Source organism: Bifidobacterium sp. AGR2158, assembly GCF_000424225.1.
In the GTDB taxonomy this organism is placed as follows: domain Bacteria; phylum Actinomycetota; class Actinomycetes; order Actinomycetales; family Bifidobacteriaceae; genus Bifidobacterium; species Bifidobacterium anseris.
On the sequence record NZ_AUJM01000016.1, the window covers coordinates 62802 to 79739 of the forward strand.

The window sequence follows — 16938 nt, forward strand, 5'->3', positions numbered from 1 at the left end:
TGACCTCCCAATGGAACGCTCCCCTGGCATATCAGGGAAGCGTGATATTGATTCGACGAGAGCGGACAACGGGACTCGAACCCGCGGTCTCGACCTTGGCAAGGTCGCGCTTTACCAACTAAGCTATGTCCGCATATGCACGGCGCGACATGCGTCGCGCAGGCACAAGCTGATACTTTACCGGATATCGCCGCCGATGCCAAACCGGCGTGTCACATATATGCATGCGCGCGTTCAGCCATCACCGAACGCGCGTTTCTATACTGGAACGAAACCAAGAGAAAGGAACACGCATATATGCCGATGATCGAAATGTCCCGAAGCGACGACGTGGCCGTGATCAGGAACCTGAGCGTCGAGACGTTCACGCAGACCTTCGCCGCGCTCAACACGCAGGAGGACATGGACAAGTACATCGCGGACAGCCTCTCCCCCGACGAGATCCGCCGGGAGATCGCCGATCCGGATTCGGCGTTCTTCGTCGCCACCGTGGACGGCGTGCCGGCAGGCTACATGAAGGTCAACGTCGGCGATGCGCAGACCGAGAAGATGCCGGACGATGCCATGGAGGTCCAGCGCCTGTACATCCTCAAGGTATTCAAACGCCACGGGCTGGGTGCCGGCCTCATGCGCGCCGCCTTCGACATGGCGCGCGCGCAGGGCAAGACGAGGATATGGCTCGGCGTATGGGAGCACAACGACCCGGCGATCGCGTTCTACAAGCGTTTCGGCTTCACGCAGATCGGCTCCCACGACTTCGTGCTCGGTGACGACAGGCAGACCGACCTGCTGATGGAAGCGGCCGTGCCGGCGCAAGAGTGACGGGGCTGACGGAGCAGGGAGGGTGATCGCCGCCCCTGCCCGCTTTCCCATCGGTGCCGGCCGGAGTCGGTCAGTTGCCCTCCTCCTGCGCGATGCGCCGCAGACGCTCGTCGACGTCATGCTCGGCGCGCTCGCATGCTTCGACGTACGGCTCCTGGCCCTGGATCAGACCCAGGTTCCGCGTGCGCCTGAGAAAACGGAAGCCGTCCTCCCCCAGATCCTCGATGTAGCCTTCCGTCTGCAGATAGGGGTAGGTCAGCGGATCATCCTGGATGCAGCGCGGAGGATTGATACGCCGCCGTTCGTCGGCGATGTTCCAGAACAGCGTGTGGTACTTCTTGTCGGGAAGGTCGCACAGTTCCTCCAGCGGCACGCCGAGCGTAGCGGCCATCTGCGCCTCGATGGCGTCCCATTCGCGTTCATGGCTGAACTTGGCGCGCGCCACATAGTATTCGAGCGGGTCGGGCACCCAGGGAAGCTCGGTGACGTGGGCGTCGAGCGCGTAGGCCTCCATGTCGCTCATCCACCTCCAGCCGTCGTCCCAGCAGGTGAATTCGATGGTGTAGCCGACGTAGGGCTCCTTGTTGTACGCCGCGAAGTCGGTGACCTCCCTGTTGCTGAGCGGACGCACCGACTCGATCTGATCGGTGAGCCAGAACGGGGCGGCGATCACATATTCCGGTGAATCCCACCATTCCTCGGGTTCGTCGACCGGGTTCGCCTCAAGGCTGTACGCTCCCCTGCCGCGGTGCTCTTCCAGCCACTGCGCGGCGTATTCGTTGGGGATGAATCCGCCGTACGGGTCGAAGCCGCCGAAGCCCTTGGCGACGAGCTGGTTGACGAATCGCGCTTCCTGCTGCGCGGCCTCGTTGTCCGGATCGGCCGGATAGTCGCCTTTCGGCCGGTATCCCCGCAGCGCCTCGACGAGCAGGCCGTATTCGAGGATGTCGAGCGCTTCGTCGGCGATCGTGCCCTTGTTCGTGATGGTGTCCATGATGTGGTTGTTCATGACATGTCCTTTCCTGAGTTCGTTCCCGGATTGCGTTTGCCCCCGATCGTTTCCGATGCGGAGTCGTCGTTTCGCTGACGTTGCTTGAAACCGGACAAAACTCCGATCGTCATGCGTTGCCCGGTTTGAGGTCCTGCGCGAAGAGGCTAATGATTCCGGCGGGGATGTTCGCGGGGTCGGCCAGATCCAACGCGCCGATGCGTTCAAGCAGCGCTTCCGGCGGCATCGCCGGCACCCCTCCCGGCCACGTTACGTCCTGCAGGCGTGGTGTGCCCGATTTGCCCGTCGGAACCATGCAGACAAGCCAATCGCTCATGATGCCGTATCGTTCGAGAAGAGGCCGCCAATGCCGGCATTGCGTGATCATGTTCGTGCTCATGCGGACATCCGCACGACCGTCCGACCCGGATACGAACGCGTGTTCGCTGATGCTGATGCGCGCGAGCGTATCGTCCGCGATGTTCACATATGCGGTGTCCGAGCCGCCTTTGTAGTTCTTCGCATCGACGAACCATGCGTATGGCTGCCCGTTGCGTCCGACGCCGACGATGACGGCGTCGATGTCCGCGTCGGTGCGGTTGCCATGTGTGTCTTTCCCGTACAACGACCAGAAGGATACGACGTTCAGACCGCTGCTTGCGATGATCTTGGCGAGCATCTGTTCCCCGAATAGTCCGGAATGTATGTGTATGTCGCCGAAGTCGGAGGATTTGAGACCCACGCCGGGATTGCCGAACAGACGATGTTCGTTGCGCGCTTTCGACAACTGATAGTGCCTTGCCTGCTCATACAGCGGATCAGGCAGGCCTTCCCCATCTGAAGCGACCATGCGGTACCCGCGGAATTCGGGTTCGCCCGGGATCGCCGGGACGATTTGGAATCGCTGGACGGCGCGGCTGAACATGACGGATGGCATATGGTCGTGGATGTACTGCTCCTGCGCGATGCGCTGCGCGCGGATTTGCGGTTGCAGCCGCAACGCCCTGAGGAAGGGGAAGAACCGGACAATGGCCGTGATCGCGGCGATGAGGACAAGCACGTTGAGGCAGACGATTGGTGTGGCCGAGTAGGAACCTCCCGCGCCGAACAGTATCAGCAGCAATGCGATGCCGACGCCATAGGCCCCGGCGGCGCATGCATTGTGCGCGCGATGCTCCTTGCTGACGATAGACCCGAGCAGCGCACATACGCCGCCGACGATGAGGCATGTCAGCAATCCTCCCGCGCTGAACACCATTGCGAAGAAATGGCCTATGTATGCCATGATGAGCTCCTGTCTTTGCTTTCCCGTTTCTTTCGCACCCGGTCGGATGCGTCGCCTGTACGAACCGGATAAAACGCTTGCATTATCGGTCGGGAACTGCGAATGGGCGGATGGACGCGCCCGATATGCGTCGGCCCATCTTCGTCGGTGTTTTGTCCGGTTCCCAGAAATGAAGGCCGCGACGCATACGGCGTTGCGACTTGTGATTATGAACGAAGAAACGTAGAAAGGGCCTATCATGTCGACATTGTTCAATGTTCTCGGCAGCATCTATTTCCTTGCGGGACTCATCGTCGGTCTCGTCAAGATCCGCGCCGCCATCCGCGCATTGCGTCGTTCCCCTCTGCGCGCCGTGCGTGATGGGGCGCTCAGAATCACGTGGTTCATCATCGGGTTCCTCGTCCTTGCCGCCCTCGGGAGCAAGTCGGCGCACGGAAGAGGCCAGACGATCAATATGATATGGATTTTCGCAACAATCGCGGCGTTGATCTATGCCGTCAGCGCCGTGGTGCGCATCCGGCGCGAACACCGCACGCAGGACAGGCAGACCGAGCAAAGGATGCGGGAGCGTCCTGTGCCGGAAGGCATCGTATATGCGAACGCGCCCCGTCCTTCGACTGAGTCCGCCGATGCGCCGGCGCCCGTACAAGCCCTGACACGGCCCTCCGCTGGCGTTGAGGCCGCGCGTGATATGCGGCGATAAGGCGAGCAGGCTCGTGATTGCGGTAGTCGGCATGTTGGTCGACGTGCCGACTACCGCAATCGATACAAGCAAATTCATCGCACGGCTTCACATCGCCCAGATGACGCCAGGACGCAGATGCATGTCGACCACCCGACCGAAATCGCTTCACGGCTAAACGAACAGCGGAAGGTCCGGCCAACTAGTGCGCATGCGTATGATCCGGTGCGGGCTCGGGTGTTGCAGGTTCCCGAGCCCACGCCGGTCATCGGGCACGCTTCATGGTCGGCATGGTCTCCAGACGATGATGTGCCATCGAATACCGCCTTTGCCAGTCTGCTGCGCGGACAAGGTCATCGTCCCCTCTTCGGTCCGCCTGCTGGTCGGGACACGGCCGGCGGTCTCAAGAAGACGTTGCTCATCGAATGTGCATGGCGTATCATATTCCGTCCCGCCATCGGCATGCGCCCGGAACACAAGCCGCGCATCGTTGCCGTCCTCCGCCATGCGCACCAAGGCCGTGTAGCCTCCTTCGGGCAGGAAATCAGCGAATCTTCTCGTCACCGCCTGCCGTGACACCCTGCATACCCGATGCACGCCGCGGCTCTGATCCGATTTGAAGAAATCCGCGACGTTCTTCGCGCTGAAATCGCGCAGCGCCCTGCAATGCCTGCGCATGTAGGCATCCGGAAGCAGCGAGAGCGAAGCGAACCTGTTGCAGGCGCCCTCCTCGAAGCGTTTGTTGTAGTTCGTCGAACTGATCGACATCAGCGTCTCGGCGAGATCGTCGTCGGTCTGCTGAAGATAATGGCCCAGCTCATGCAGTATCGTGAAGTATCTGCGCATCGGATACCGGACCCGATCGTTGCTGATCCGTTTGCGCTCCTCGCGACGCTCCTTCTTGCCGTATTGGACCTGGATCCTATGGACATGGCGCCTGTCAAAGGCGGGGCTGAACAATCCGAGCAGGTCATTGAGCGACGAATGGTCCTCGCCGTCGTTCTCATAGAACACGTAGGCGTCATCACGCAGCCGGCTGTCGACGAGCGCATCGACGAAGCGGATACGGACGTCATCATGCCAATGCTTGGCAAGCATATCCGGATTCGTGACGCAGTCCTGTTCGAATTCGGGATGCAGCGTGCGGGCGAGCTCAACCATACGCCTAGCTTGCGCATCCACTGCGCGATGGAATGCGGAGTTGGAATCCGTCATCGCATCACTGTCCACGCTGTCCACGTTGGCCGTTCTGCCCACTCTTCATGGATTCGACGGCCTTGAGCAGCGCGCCGTTGACGGCGGCATCGTCATGGCCCGACGTGCGGGCGGCGAGGTCAAACGCGGCCTTGCGGGCGAGCTCCAGACGAACGTCATCGCCATCGATATCCATATCGTCGAGCACCTGACGCCAGCGCGGCTGTTCGGCCGCGATCAGATACGCATCGGGAATGGCCTCCTGCGCCTGCGGCGGCTCGGCCGCGAATCCGGCCTGCCCCATTTTCTTGGCCTGCGTTTTCGTCAGCGGCATGCCATGGTTCATGATCGCGTTGCGCTGGGTGGCACTCAGGCCGAGCACCGTCTTCAACGCCTCCGCATACGCCCTGCGTTCCTCCGAGATGCCGAAGACGATGGCCTCCTCCTGATGCAGCGGCGGCAGATGTCTGCCGATGTTCCACCACTGCTGGAAGACGCGCGCCCGTGCCGAGACGAGCGCATACGCCGCAAGGAAGTCCTCCAAGTCCTGTGCCCTGTGCACGTGGGGGTCCAGATCGGGGTCGTCGCCTGCCACGGCCTGTGCGATACGCGCGTCGAAATCGCCCAGTGGTACATCCAATACGCGGATCGGGATAGGAATCGCCAGGGCGGGCCATGCGATCATCGGCAATCCGATGGGCGTCCTGCCGACGACGAGCCCGTCCGCCGTCTGCTCACCGGGGTCATTGGACATCGGAATGACGTGTACGATGCGCGGATCGCGCTCGTCGACGTCGACGATCATCAGGAACTCCGTGTCGTCGTGGTCCTCGGCGATCCACAATTGGTTCGCGTGCGGCCCCTCGTCGAGCGCCCGACGCCGGTATGCGGGATCGGTCACGTCGAGCATCCGCTGAGGTATGCGTACCGGTGCGTTCTTCTCCATCACCTATCCTCCTTCGTCGATCCGCGCAGTTCGGCGTCGTGCAGCTCGGATTCGAGCCGTTCCTCAATCTCGTCCCTGCTCGTCGTCCGCATGCGCAGGCAGCGTGCGGTGAGCGCGAGCTCCATCAGCGTACGCGTAGGAGTCGAGTGCAGATCCAGCTGTTTCAGCTGCTCGCCGGTAAGCTCCTCGCGGATGATTGCAATCAACGCGCGCCTGCGTTGCGCAGCCTGCTTGCCGTCGCGACGCTCGTAGAAGTCCAATGAGTCGGCGGGATCGGCGATGGTGGAAACGTCTGTGGCGATATATCGTCCGTATGTGCTCATTTCGGCGTCGGGACGCATCGTGCCATCCTCAAGCTCCAATGATTCCATGTGCATGTCGACCTGATGGTCGGGCGCCAGATAAGGATGGTCGATGAGCATCACCTCGACGATCTCGGAAAGCGTCATCGACCCCTCGGCTGCGGTGAGCACGGCCAGAAGCCACTCATCCAGCTGCGACATCCTCCCTTTCGCTCCATTTCTCCCGATTGTATACTTGGGGCCCCGTTGATGATAGAGCCTGCCGGTATCGGGATCGTATTCGAGGGCAAGCGCGGCGCGTTTCCTGTCCACTTCCTTCACCGCTTCCTCGGACGGCCACACCACCTTGACCTTGGCTCCGGCTTCGGCCAACTCGCCCTTCGTCTTCGTCGTCCGTGCGATGGAAGCGCCCGCTACGTGCCACGCGTTCACGGCCTCCTTGCGCCCCGAAGCGTCGCATGCGGCCATGACGTTCTCGAAAACCGGTTCTCCGGATTCCACGGACCTGCACCGCTGCAACCTAGCCTCGATGCGTGCGCGCAGCCGGCCGAAATCGGTGTTCTGGGCGAATTCCTTGCCGAAGAACTCACGAATCGGCTTATGTGAGCGGATACGGAACTGCCGGTCGCTGTGGGAGCTGAGATAAAGCTTGATGAACGCGGGCCGCAATCCGACCGCCTTGCGTTTGCCGTCGCAGACCATATGCATCGTGCAGAACTCGTTCGCCCAGAATTCCCCCTCCTGCCCGTCGGCGCTCCGGTCGGCACCGTCAGGCCATGTATAGAGGGCGCGCAGATCCGGGTAGAGCGCGATCTTGCCGCTGCACGTCCGTCCCAGAACGCCGATGGTTCTGGGGCCGGGCTCCTTCAGCTCGCGAATCTCCTCGCCGATCCGGTAACTGCCGTCATCGGGCGCCTCGGGCGCTTCGAACCATTCCGCGCGCCATCCTCGCGGATGCTGCGCGGGATCCCATATCGCTTTCTTCTGTTGAGGCGACATCGCTCCCCCTTCGCTCTCCTCCTGCGGCATATACGATTCTAGCGGGTCGACGCCGGAGAGGACAACCTTCTTCGTCACCAATCGGACATATCTCCATTCCGTCGCCGGCCACGGCGGCCGCACCCTCGTTCCATCGTTCCATCGTTGTGTCGTTTTGTCCGGTTGGTAGCCGTGTACGGCATGACGGTCATAGAAAAGGAAAGGATCGGTGAATCATGAACGATGCATACGACGACCCCGACGATCACGACGAAGGTTTCATCTGGGTTGGGGACACAAGCCGGCCTGATGCGATCGAACAGGTGCAGCGCTCATTCGACGAGCAGCTGCACCATGCGTCCGAGGAGTTCCGCATCACCGGCTTCAAGGATTTCGCGACGCTTGCATGCAACCGCTATGGCTGGCCTTGCGCATTCGTGCTCCTGTGCCGGGATTGGCAGGGCTCATACATGCGCAGGCAACAAGGCACCATCCGGGAGATCGCGTTCAACATGGCCGCGCTTCGCGCCCTGACTCCGATCAACTCGGTCAGCACGGGTGATTTCGTGGTGCGTTTTCTCGATGAGGGCGGTCTGGATGAGCATCGCATACTGACGAACGTCCAACGGACCTCCATGCTGCATCGCCATGGACTGCTCACCTGCGAACACGACAAGCGGGAGCACGACGCGCTCGCCCTGAACTGCGTGCGAACCGGACTCACATTGGCATTGCCAAACGAAAGCGTGGTGGTCTGGAAAACCGATGATGACGGATCGATCATCGACATCGGCATCCATGACGCGGTGTCGCTGCGTATGCAGATGAACGCCTACCCGCAACTGTTCGATAAGGACTCAATCCTTTCGGATGATGACGTGGAGCGTGATATCGCCGATTGTCTCAATGTCCTCAACCTGATTCGCGACACACCCCTCAATCCTCTGGAAGTGCCTCAAGAGCAGTTGATATTCGCGCCGCCGCAAGCGCTCAACAAGCAATACCACCCAATGCATTAACAACACTTCATGTAAGGAATGATCATGGCAGTATTACAGATGACCCGCAGCAACACATGTACGTCCGTCGCCGCATCCGACGATTCATGCGCGGGCAATGACGGGGATTTCATCGACGTCATCGGTTCGATATTCGACGATGACGACGGATCCGGCGACGAATCATGCAATTACCTCTACGGGATGTGCGAGAACACCGCCAAGTTCTCCCTCACCGCCAACGACGCTGACGGCACGACGTACACCCGGCGCTACTGTCCCAAACATTTCCTCCTGCAGTTGCACTTCATCATCGACGCGACGACGAGCGACAACTGGTTTCGTCAATTCGAGACGGAGGCGGAGCGAAACTCGGCGTTCCTCACCTACTACACCAATGCACAACGCATCCGCGATTAGAAGCCGATTTGTGTCGATTCGGTCCGGATTCGTCCGCCAGGGTTCGAACGATGCCCCGGACGATATACTTGGTGCGGAAAACGATACGCCCGAGGACAACCGACGAAAGGACGTGCAGATGACCACACGATCAACGAAGGCAGCGGCGCTCGCCGCGGCGGCGCTCATGGCTTCCGCGCTCGCCGGATGCGGTTCGTCCTCCTCATGGGACGCCAAGCAGGCTGACGCCGTCTGGAACGAGCACGTCGCCGATGCGGGCACGGCGTTGACGGCCGACGAGTTCGAGACGACGACGTGGCGCGCATCCAACGGCGACATGGTCATGTTCCATGACACGTCCGAGGCGTGGCCGCATATGCCGATGCCGACGACGCGCGGCAAGGACGACCATCATACGACGCTCATCCCCGAAAGCGTCAAAGATCAGAGCGAGCTGCTGCAGTTCGAGTTCCTGCAGTACGCCGACATCAAACTCGACGGCGCCTACTACACCGTCTCCACGTCCTTCCCCGCCGACCCGGCGGACCTGTCCGGACAATGGAACGAGGGCAAGGACGGAGACCTCTTTGTGCTCGCCGTCAACGAGGACGCCCACGAAGGCTACCGCGTACGCGCCACGGCAAACGGCCTCGACGCGCAGTGCATGACCGACGGCGTCAAGGACGCCGGCTGCTATCAGGTGCTGTTCGCAGGTCTTTCCGACGACGCGAAGGCGAATGGTGGCGTGCTCACGCTCGAATATGTGGACATGGGCACCGGCGACGCCGACACGTCGACGTCGCAGGAATAGACGCCGCGTGCATCTATATGCATATGTATAGACGTGCAGGAGCATCGCGGATCGGGCGGCCGTGTCGATGAACGACGCGGCCGCCCGATCCCGTCGATGACGCCGACGGCCGCCTACAGCTGCGCCGCGCGCAGCGCATGCCGCGACACGATGACGGACACGGCGAGCACCGCCGCGCCCAGCGCGGCGCCGATGTCGTACAGCGTCCATGACGGCATCGAGACGATGGTCGCGAGCAATCCATCGGTGCCGATGTCAAGCGACACGGCGAGCACGACGAGCGTGAAGACGACCGCGAGGATGCACACGCGGGCGATCTGCGCACGGTCGCGGAAGATGATGTTCACCGGGATCTCAATCGAGACGGTCAGCACGGTGAGCAGCGTCGCACATGCGACAACCATCGCCGACTGTGCGACGGACTGCTTGTGGACGGCGGCGCTGAGCGCCTGCAGCACGAACGCGAGCAGACAGGACGGGACGATCGAGACGAGGTACTTCTCCGCCACGTACTGCTCTCTGCTGAACGGCATCGAGAACAACATGCGCCGTATCGGGGCGCTCAAATCGTTGCGAATCATGTTCCCGCACACCGTGGCGAGCAGCATCGGCATAAGCAGCACGCCCGTGACGTACATGTCCGAGACGGTGTAGAACACGCACAGCGCCAACGCCACGAGCAGGAACGCCCGATTCTTGCCCGTCGCAATCACATCCCTTGCCAGCAGTCCTCTCATGACCGGCTCCTTTCCCTGATCGTCTCGTGTTCCGACTCCCCGGCCATCGTCATGACGGTGATGAGCCCGTCGATGTCGCCTCGCGCGATCTGGACGCCGGGCATGTTCTCCTCGTAATAGCGGCGTTCGTCGGTGAGCACATGGACGGCGCCGTGCATGCGCGCGCTTGCGAGGATGTGCGAGCGGTCCATCGTCGCCGCCTGCTCGTCGGTGAGGATGAGCGTCGCGTAGTCGTCACGCAGACGGTCGATCGTCTCGTGCAGGCAGATATGTCCGCGGTCGATGAGGTAGAAGTCGTCGCACAGTGATTCGATATCCTTCGCGTTGTGCGAGCTGACGAGAATCGCGCGTCCCGGCGTCTCCATGTATGCGCGCAGCAGGTCGAGCAGCTCGCCGCGCGCGACGACGTCGAGTCCGGCCGTCGGCTCGTCGAGGATGAGGGCCTCGGGGCGATGCGACATCGCGATGATCGTTCTGAACTTCGCGGCCATGCCGGTGGAGAAGTCGCCCATCGTCTTGTTCGTCGGCAGCCCGAAACGTTCGAGCAGCACTCGGCACAGTGTCGCGTCGAAGTCGGGATAGAAGGCCGCTTGCTGTTTGATGACGTCCTCGCCGGTGAACACGGCGTCGAAGGACGCCTCGGCGAGCACGGCGCCGACGCGTCGCTTGACGGCGTTCGGCAGTCTTGTGACGTCGGCGCCGAGGAGCGTGCCCGATCCGCCGTCCGGCGCGACAAGCCCGAGGATGATCCGGAACGCCGTCGTCTTACCCGATCCGTTGACGCCCACAAGCGCGGTGATGGCGTCCTTCGGCACCCGCATCGTCACGTCGAGCGTGAAATCGCCGTAGCGTTTGCATACATGGTCGAGCGCAATCGCGTCGTCGTTCATCGCTCTTCCCCTTTCGTATCTGCAGTCTCGTCGTCCGTCTCGTCGAGCAGCATCGTGACGAGTTCCATGATCTCCCCGTCGGACAGCCGCAGCCTGCGCGCTTTGGCTATCGCCTGCGCGAATTCCTCCTCCACCTGGCGGTTGAGCTCCTCGGCCACGATGTTCGGCGAGACCTCGGCGACGAAGGTGCCCTTGCCCTGCACAGTAACGACGAGGCCCTCCTGTTCGAGCACGTCGTACGCCTTCTTCGCGGTAAGCGCCGAGATAGCGCATTGCCGCGCGAGGGCGCGCACCGAGGGCAGCGCGTCGCCTGCCTTGAGGTCGCCTGTTTTGATGAGCGCGCGGATGCGGTCCACGATCTGCTCGTAGATCGGCGTCATCGAGGCGGCGTTGATGACGATGTCCATCATGTCTTCGTCCTCCCGTCGTCATCGGTCGTGGCGTATGCCATAACCAAGTGTATAACACCATATAACAGTACAATACACTATATGTCGGTCTGGCGTCGGATGCCATAGCGGCGTGTCGCCATGCGGAACCTCATGCAAGGCGGCGTACGGCGGCATGACCATGCCGGGTGCGCTACTGCACGACGCCGCTTCGCGCGCCGCGCAGATACCAGATGCTCAACGGGACGGCAACGACGAACGGTCACCCACGGCGCATCTTCCTCACGGCGAGCATTGCCAGACCAATGGCTGCGAGCATTCCGAAGGTCGTCACGACAGCCATGACGGAGGAACCGGCGGCCGCCACGATAGGCGCCGGTGGCACATTGCGGTCGGTCGTCAGCCGCAGCTCGGCCGCGGAGCCGTGGCCGGTGACGATGTCCTGCACCCACTGATAAAGACAATCGGCATCCATGTTCGTTCTGATGCTTCATTCTGAACATAGATGCCGTCAATGTTCAGAATTGCCCCTCATTCTGGACATTGGACCTGTTGGCGTTCAGGTTGACGGCAGCGAAGACACAACGGCTTCCGTACCGCACGGAATCAGCAAGACTCATGCAGTGTTTCCAACAAAGGCAATAAACTGTTTGCAAAATTCGGTAGCGCGCTCCTGCTGAGCATATCCGCATAATCTACAGGAGTTTGCGGATATAAACGGTTGCTCAGCAGTGCCGCATAACATGCCCGGCTGACCCTTCCGGGATCCAGGTCGAGCACATCCCGCAAGAAGTCATCAGGATGCCTCAGCTCAACACCGACATCTTGAACCGACTGCGACGGGAAATCCTTGAGATTGAAGGTCACCAATGTTTCCGCCGGTGAATAGGCGGTTGCAGCCAACACATGTCGGTCTTTAACGTCACAGGTCATATCTTCAATCAAAGCGTCATAACCGGTCACCGTCGCGTCGGGGAAGGCGGAGCACATGGCATCTATGCGCTTCTTGGCTCTCCCCTCCCCGATGCGCGGAGCGAGATTCCGCTCCAGCTCTTCCAGCACACCACTGGACCAATATGGCACGAACAATAGTTCCTCGGCCAACCGTAGAATCACATCGTTCACTATTTCGCCATATAAGGTGCAGGTATCGAAAAAGACGGGGAATCCCATGCTTCGCCGTCTCCTCTCAATGTCGGATCAACGGATTGTCAAGGGTGAGCGATGGGTCTTCATCAGCGGCCAGCTCATCGAACATGGCGATATGCTCTTGGTGCCTCTGCGCGGCATACTTCTGCAGATCATCCAGCATGACACGACGATGACGGCCAACCTTGGTGAAAGGAATATGGTCATCTTCAAGCAACTTCACCAACGTGGGACGGGAGACACCCAATAGATCGGCGGCCTCCTGAGTCGTGAGCTGGGTGTCATACTCGACCATATAAACGGCCTTTCCTCCCGACAGCAGCTCAGCGACACGCAACAAAATCCGTGCAAGTTCGGGCGTCAGAGGACGGTCTTCCTCGCCGGGGATCTTGAGCAGCGGGACAGGAAAATCAGGATAGGCGGCGATATCCTCGAAATCACGATTCGTGGAATCACCCAATGAACGCGATTGAGAAAGAGCCTCACCGACATCGCGTGTCCTGCGCCGCGCCTCGGGTTCGGTCGGAGGCATGTAAGCCACACCACCTTGCGACATACTACGTTTGGCCATTATTGAACTCCTTCCCGCGACGCAGCAGCGAATGCATCTACTTGAGCTTCTCACATCTAGCCATATCAGTCTAGCAGGATATTCGCAATATTCGAAAAACATCGGCGTTGCCACCCGTGCCGTGCGCTGCGGCTGACCGTTGCAGTCGTTCGTATACGCAGCCGTCCTCCTCCGGTCGGACAGTTCCATCATGATCGACGACAGCGCACGGGCCTTCATCTGCTTCCTCAGGTTACGCTGCGCCGTCCGCATCGACTCCTCGCGAAGTTCCTCCAACCGGGGTGAATTGTCCAGTCCGGGAATCGTCATCATGCTCATCATGGCTCATCACTGTTCTTTCATTTGGCCACTATCCCAAGGACCGCTGTTCTCGGTGTGATGGCACCACACCGGCTGGCGCAATGTCAGACCTGCACGTAATAGCAGAGCTTCTGGAATTTCATCGTCGCCCTGCGCCCCTGCTGTTGCAGGATGTATGCGGCGACATCGAACACGTCAGTCATGATACTCTCCGCTCTTTTCATGCCGTTGTGGTTCCTGTGCCATTGAACGACTCCAATATTCCACGACACGCCACGACGGCACAAATCCATATCTAGGGCGCGTCCCCGCCCATGGACGCAACATACGGCCCAGCATGCACGGCCCATGCCCCGCTGAACGGTGAAGGGCGGCCCCGGCAATGCCAGAACCGCCCAAGGGGTGATTGAAGGGGCTAGGAATCAGAAACCATCATGGTTGAAAACCATCGTCCCATGCGCAGAGATGGTCACACGAGGAAATACGTAAATGAACAATCAACGCTGAATTGGTTTCATTGCTTCAGCTTGACATGCTGCATCACACGGTCCCGTCATACCGTGTCCGCCGCTGATGGGTCCGCCGCCGGTGTTGGGTTTGGACGGGGTGGCCGGCTGTGCGGGTTGTGCGGGTGCCGTGTACTGGGGCGTACTTGGCGCAGTGTACGTCTGCTGGGGTGCGGTGTAGGTCGGCGTGTACGACTGCTGCGGAACGACGTACTGCTGCTGCGTCTGCGCCTGCGCCGCCACCTGCGCTTCGGCTTCCTTGCGTGCCTTCTCCTCGGCCGCCTTCCTGTCCGCATCGGTCTTGGCTTTGACGGACGCGTCCACCTTGCCCATGAGCGTCTTGAGCTGTTTGGCCTGTTCGTTCATCGCCTCCGTGTCCTTGCCGTCCTTGGTTTTGGCGGCTTTGTCGATCAGGGTTTTGAGTTCCTTGCGGGTCTTGTCGTCCTTGACCTTGCCGTCCGTCGCCTTGTGCTTCTCCTGCGCGGCAGTGAGCTGCTTGGACAGGGCGTCCTTGGCGTCCTTCAACGTCTTGGCGTCATGCGACTCGTTGACCGCGTTCACGGCCTTCGACAGGTCGGCGGTGTGCGCCTCATACCATGCGGCGTTCTTGTCGATGCGCGCCGTCGCCTCGCGCAGCGCGTCCACACCCTCAACGTTGCATGCGGCCAGATCGGGGGCCTCCTCCTTGTAGGTTTTGGCGAGCGTGGTGACGACTGCGGCGTCCTCGACCTGCTTGTCGGTGATCTTCACGGCCTCGGCCGCATCCTTGTCGTGCAGCGTATCGTACTTGTTGCGCGCCACCCGCAATGTTTCGCTCGACTGGGCGCACGCCTCCTTCACCTCCGCCAACTGCACGGACGCGGAATGCTGGTAGATGGCGACCGCACCGCCCGTAGCCAGGGCGGCGACCAGCAGCGCCGAGACTCCGATGATGATCCGCCTTCTCTTCTTCGGATCGGTGGTGGTTTTCGTGTCGTCGTTCATGATACTTCCCCTCAGCCGTTGGTGTTCATTGTCTCACGGCTCATGCCTTCCGGCATGGCGCGTGTCCGATCGGCCGTGTCGGCGGCCCACATGTGGCAGGTGAGCGCGTCTTTTTTTCAGTTCCGTCGTCTCCGGCATGTGCAGGCGGCGCAGGTCGAAGCCATGCTCGCAGATCACATGCCATTCCTCACCGCGACACGCCGAAACACAGGGAGGCGCGTCCAACCCGGAACGATCCCGGGTGCCTTGGTACCCGAAATCACGTATCCGGTTTCCGAAACCACGCACGCACCACCTCTGGACGCACACCCGGGCGACACGCCTGACACGTCGACCCATCCCAACGGACACGCCGAAACAGAAAAGCCTCCGACATGCCGTCGGAGGCTCATATGAGTGGGTGATGTAGGAATCGAACCTACGACCCCTTCCGTGTGAAGGAAGTGCGCTAGCCGCTGCGCCAATCACCCGCTGTTCAGTTATGGCCGATTGTTCGGCTCGTGGGCGATACAAGATTCGAACTTGTGACCCCTTCCGTGTCAGGGAAGTGCGCTACCACTGCGCCAACCGCCCGGTCGGCCTGAATGATCGCTCATCCATGCGAGGTGGGTACGAGAGTCGAACTCGTCTATACGGCTTTGCAGGCCGCTGCCTAACCGCTTGGCTAACCCACCGACAAGGTCGTCAGACTCATCGGACCTTAGAGCGGACAACGGGACTCGAACCCGCGGTCTCGACCTTGGCAAGGTCGCGCTTTACCAACTAAGCTATGTCCGCGTGTGTTTCCGGCGGCGTTTGCGCTGCCTGAGCACGATTGACTACCTTAAACGACGCCGTCGTGATTCGCAACATCACGGCGTGTCGCCTGCCATGAAGCCCTTTTCGGCGGTGCGGGACGATCCTCGCGGATCACAGTGCGGGACGCCGGCCGCATCCGCCGCCGTCGCGGACCTACAATGTGCCTCCAACGCTCGGGTACGCCGTGCGCCGAAGTGTCAGCCCGAGGCTAATTTTCACGATTCCCAAACAAACCGAGGTCTAAAGTAAAAATCATGTACGGACAGAGACCCAGAGTGAAATACATCATGGTCGCGGCATTCGACGGTTGGAACGATGTCGGTCAGAGCGCGACGAACGTCGTGCGCCATCTGGTCTCCAAATTCCACGCACTCGAAGTCGGCCACATCAGCCGCGACGGCTACTACGACTATCAGACGGCCCGCCCGATACAATGCGTCATCCAGGGCACGCGCTGCATCCTGTGGCCGCAGACCGCGTTCTACGACATCACAATCGACGATTCGCTGCACATCCTCGCCCAGCTCGGCCCCGAACCGAACTACCACTGGATGGAATACTGCAAGGAAAGCCTGCACTTCGCGCAGCAGTACGACGTGCACAGCATCATCACGCTCGGATCGATGCTCGCCGAATGCCCGCATACGCGTCCGCTGCCGATGGACGTGAGTGTCGACGGCGAGCAGACCGATCCGGACAACGAATACAACGGCCCGATCGGCATCCCCCATCTGCTCGACGCGCTCGCAATCGAGGAAGGCTACGAGACGACGGCCATCTGGGTGTCGCTGCCGCAGTACCTCGGCTCCGACTCGTGTCCGCAGGCCACGCTGCAGCTGCTCGACGAGCTCTCGAAGGTCATCGGCTTCAAGCTCGACGCGAAGGACCTCGAGAACAAGGCCGCGCAGTGGCGTTCGCACTGCGACATCGTGGTGCGCAACAACGCCGATCTCGCGCAGTACGTCGACCAGCTCGAGCATGACGCCGACATGCGCCAGCATGCGAAGGACATCACGACGGCCGGCGCGCCCGCCGTCGAGCAACTCGTGCATGAGGCCGAGGCCTATCTGCGCGACCAACAGCTGTAGCCATCGCAGACGTCTCCGATACGGACGGTGACGAATTCACCTGATGTTCATCGACGCCTTCTGACGGCGGTTGATTCGACATCGATATGCTTCGGCCCCGCGCAGGGATCCCTGCGCGGGG

The 16938-nt window shown here is 61.0% G+C and carries 18 protein-coding genes and 5 tRNA genes; 6 read left to right on the plus strand and 17 right to left on the minus strand.

Annotated features, from left to right (window positions below):
• Positions 1-60: 60 nt before the first annotated feature.
• Positions 61-133: transfer RNA gene (locus G606_RS0106650), tRNA-Gly, on the minus strand.
• A gap of 164 nt (positions 134-297) precedes the next feature.
• Between G606_RS0106650 and G606_RS0106655 the strand changes: the two genes are divergently transcribed.
• On the plus strand, positions 298-822 hold the full coding sequence (locus G606_RS0106655) for a GNAT family N-acetyltransferase (RefSeq protein WP_026645307.1): 525 nt from the start codon (positions 298-300) through the stop codon (positions 820-822).
• Positions 823-892: 70 nt separating this feature from the next.
• Here G606_RS0106655 and G606_RS0106660 read toward each other — a convergent pair whose 3' ends face one another.
• Both G606_RS0106660 and G606_RS10735 read right to left on the minus strand, forming a co-directional pair.
• The gene (locus tag G606_RS0106660; protein WP_026645308.1) at positions 893-1831 is read right to left on the minus strand and encodes a hypothetical protein; all 939 of its coding nucleotides are present in this window, start codon (positions 1829-1831) and stop codon (positions 893-895) included.
• A gap of 109 nt (positions 1832-1940) precedes the next feature.
• A complete protein-coding gene (locus tag G606_RS10735) occupies positions 1941-3095 on the minus strand; it encodes a hypothetical protein (protein WP_051198652.1) in 1155 nt (384 codons plus the stop codon).
• A gap of 238 nt (positions 3096-3333) precedes the next feature.
• Here G606_RS10735 and G606_RS0106670 point away from each other — a divergent pair, with 238 nt between their 5' ends.
• Positions 3334-3798 carry a hypothetical protein gene (locus G606_RS0106670; RefSeq protein ID WP_026645310.1) on the plus strand — a complete coding sequence of 155 codons (465 nt, stop codon included), beginning with the start codon at positions 3334-3336 and terminating at the stop codon, positions 3796-3798.
• Between the two features lie 258 nt (positions 3799-4056).
• Here the strand turns inward: G606_RS0106670 and G606_RS0106675 are convergent, their stop codons facing one another.
• From G606_RS0106675 to G606_RS0106685, 3 genes are read right to left on the minus strand one after another with little or no spacing between them, the layout of a single operon-like run.
• Positions 4057-4938 carry an ImmA/IrrE family metallo-endopeptidase gene (locus G606_RS0106675; RefSeq protein WP_026645311.1) on the minus strand — a complete coding sequence of 294 codons (882 nt, stop codon included), beginning with the start codon at positions 4936-4938 and terminating at the stop codon, positions 4057-4059.
• Between the two features lie 58 nt (positions 4939-4996).
• Entirely contained in the window at positions 4997-5917 is a 921-nt protein-coding gene (locus G606_RS0106680) for a hypothetical protein (RefSeq protein WP_155802820.1), read from the minus strand.
• Positions 5917-7296: a hypothetical protein gene (locus tag G606_RS0106685; RefSeq protein WP_155802822.1), complete on the minus strand. Its 1380-nt coding sequence runs from the start codon at positions 7294-7296 to the stop codon at positions 5917-5919. Before G606_RS0106685 ends, G606_RS0106680 begins: the two co-directional genes overlap by 1 nt.
• Positions 7297-7433: 137 nt before the next feature.
• On the opposite strand from G606_RS0106685, the gene G606_RS0106690 reads away from it, so the two are divergent.
• From G606_RS0106690 to G606_RS0106700, 3 genes are all read left to right on the plus strand, one after another.
• Positions 7434-8216: a hypothetical protein gene (locus G606_RS0106690; protein ID WP_026645314.1), complete on the plus strand. Its 783-nt coding sequence runs from the start codon at positions 7434-7436 to the stop codon at positions 8214-8216.
• 24 nt (positions 8217-8240) lie between these two features.
• On the plus strand, positions 8241-8615 hold the full coding sequence (locus G606_RS0106695) for a hypothetical protein (RefSeq protein WP_155802824.1): 375 nt from the start codon (positions 8241-8243) through the stop codon (positions 8613-8615).
• 118 nt (positions 8616-8733) lie between these two features.
• Positions 8734-9405 (plus strand): hypothetical protein, encoded by a 672-nt coding sequence (locus G606_RS0106700; protein ID WP_026645316.1) that lies wholly within the window; start codon positions 8734-8736, stop codon positions 9403-9405.
• A 113-nt stretch (positions 9406-9518) separates the two neighbouring features.
• Here the strand turns inward: G606_RS0106700 and G606_RS10180 are convergent, their stop codons facing one another.
• The 11 genes from G606_RS10180 to G606_RS0106765 form a co-directional block, all read right to left on the minus strand.
• Positions 9519-10142 carry an ABC-2 transporter permease gene (locus tag G606_RS10180; RefSeq protein WP_081664101.1) on the minus strand — a complete coding sequence of 208 codons (624 nt, stop codon included), beginning with the start codon at positions 10140-10142 and terminating at the stop codon, positions 9519-9521.
• A complete protein-coding gene (locus G606_RS0106710; protein ID WP_026645317.1) occupies positions 10139-11032 on the minus strand; it encodes an ABC transporter ATP-binding protein in 894 nt (297 codons plus the stop codon). Before G606_RS0106710 ends, G606_RS10180 begins: the two co-directional genes overlap by 4 nt.
• Positions 11029-11442 (minus strand): GntR family transcriptional regulator, encoded by a 414-nt coding sequence (locus G606_RS0106715; protein WP_231371447.1) that lies wholly within the window; start codon positions 11440-11442, stop codon positions 11029-11031. The genes G606_RS0106710 and G606_RS0106715 overlap by 4 nt, the downstream gene beginning before the upstream one ends.
• 241 nt (positions 11443-11683) lie before the next feature.
• Entirely contained in the window at positions 11684-11896 is a 213-nt protein-coding gene (locus G606_RS0106720) for a hypothetical protein (protein WP_026645319.1), read from the minus strand.
• A gap of 131 nt (positions 11897-12027) precedes the next feature.
• Positions 12028-12594 carry a PIN domain-containing protein gene (locus G606_RS10185; protein WP_051198656.1) on the minus strand — a complete coding sequence of 189 codons (567 nt, stop codon included), beginning with the start codon at positions 12592-12594 and terminating at the stop codon, positions 12028-12030.
• A 16-nt stretch (positions 12595-12610) separates the two neighbouring features.
• Positions 12611-13462: a helix-turn-helix domain-containing protein gene (locus G606_RS11430; RefSeq protein ID WP_231371448.1), complete on the minus strand. Its 852-nt coding sequence runs from the start codon at positions 13460-13462 to the stop codon at positions 12611-12613.
• A 476-nt stretch (positions 13463-13938) separates the two neighbouring features.
• A complete protein-coding gene (locus G606_RS10740) occupies positions 13939-14931 on the minus strand; it encodes a hypothetical protein (protein WP_051198658.1) in 993 nt (330 codons plus the stop codon).
• A gap of 397 nt (positions 14932-15328) precedes the next feature.
• Positions 15329-15401, minus strand: a tRNA-Val gene (locus G606_RS0106750).
• 31 nt (positions 15402-15432) lie between these two features.
• A tRNA-Val gene (locus tag G606_RS0106755) sits at positions 15433-15504 on the minus strand.
• 30 nt (positions 15505-15534) lie between these two features.
• Positions 15535-15605 (minus strand) — tRNA-Cys (locus tag G606_RS0106760).
• 30 nt (positions 15606-15635) lie between these two features.
• A tRNA-Gly gene (locus G606_RS0106765) sits at positions 15636-15708 on the minus strand.
• Between the two features lie 308 nt (positions 15709-16016).
• Between G606_RS0106765 and G606_RS0106770 the strand changes: the two genes are divergently transcribed.
• Positions 16017-16817: a PAC2 family protein gene (locus G606_RS0106770; RefSeq protein WP_026645321.1), complete on the plus strand. Its 801-nt coding sequence runs from the start codon at positions 16017-16019 to the stop codon at positions 16815-16817.
• Positions 16818-16938 lie beyond the last annotated feature (121 nt).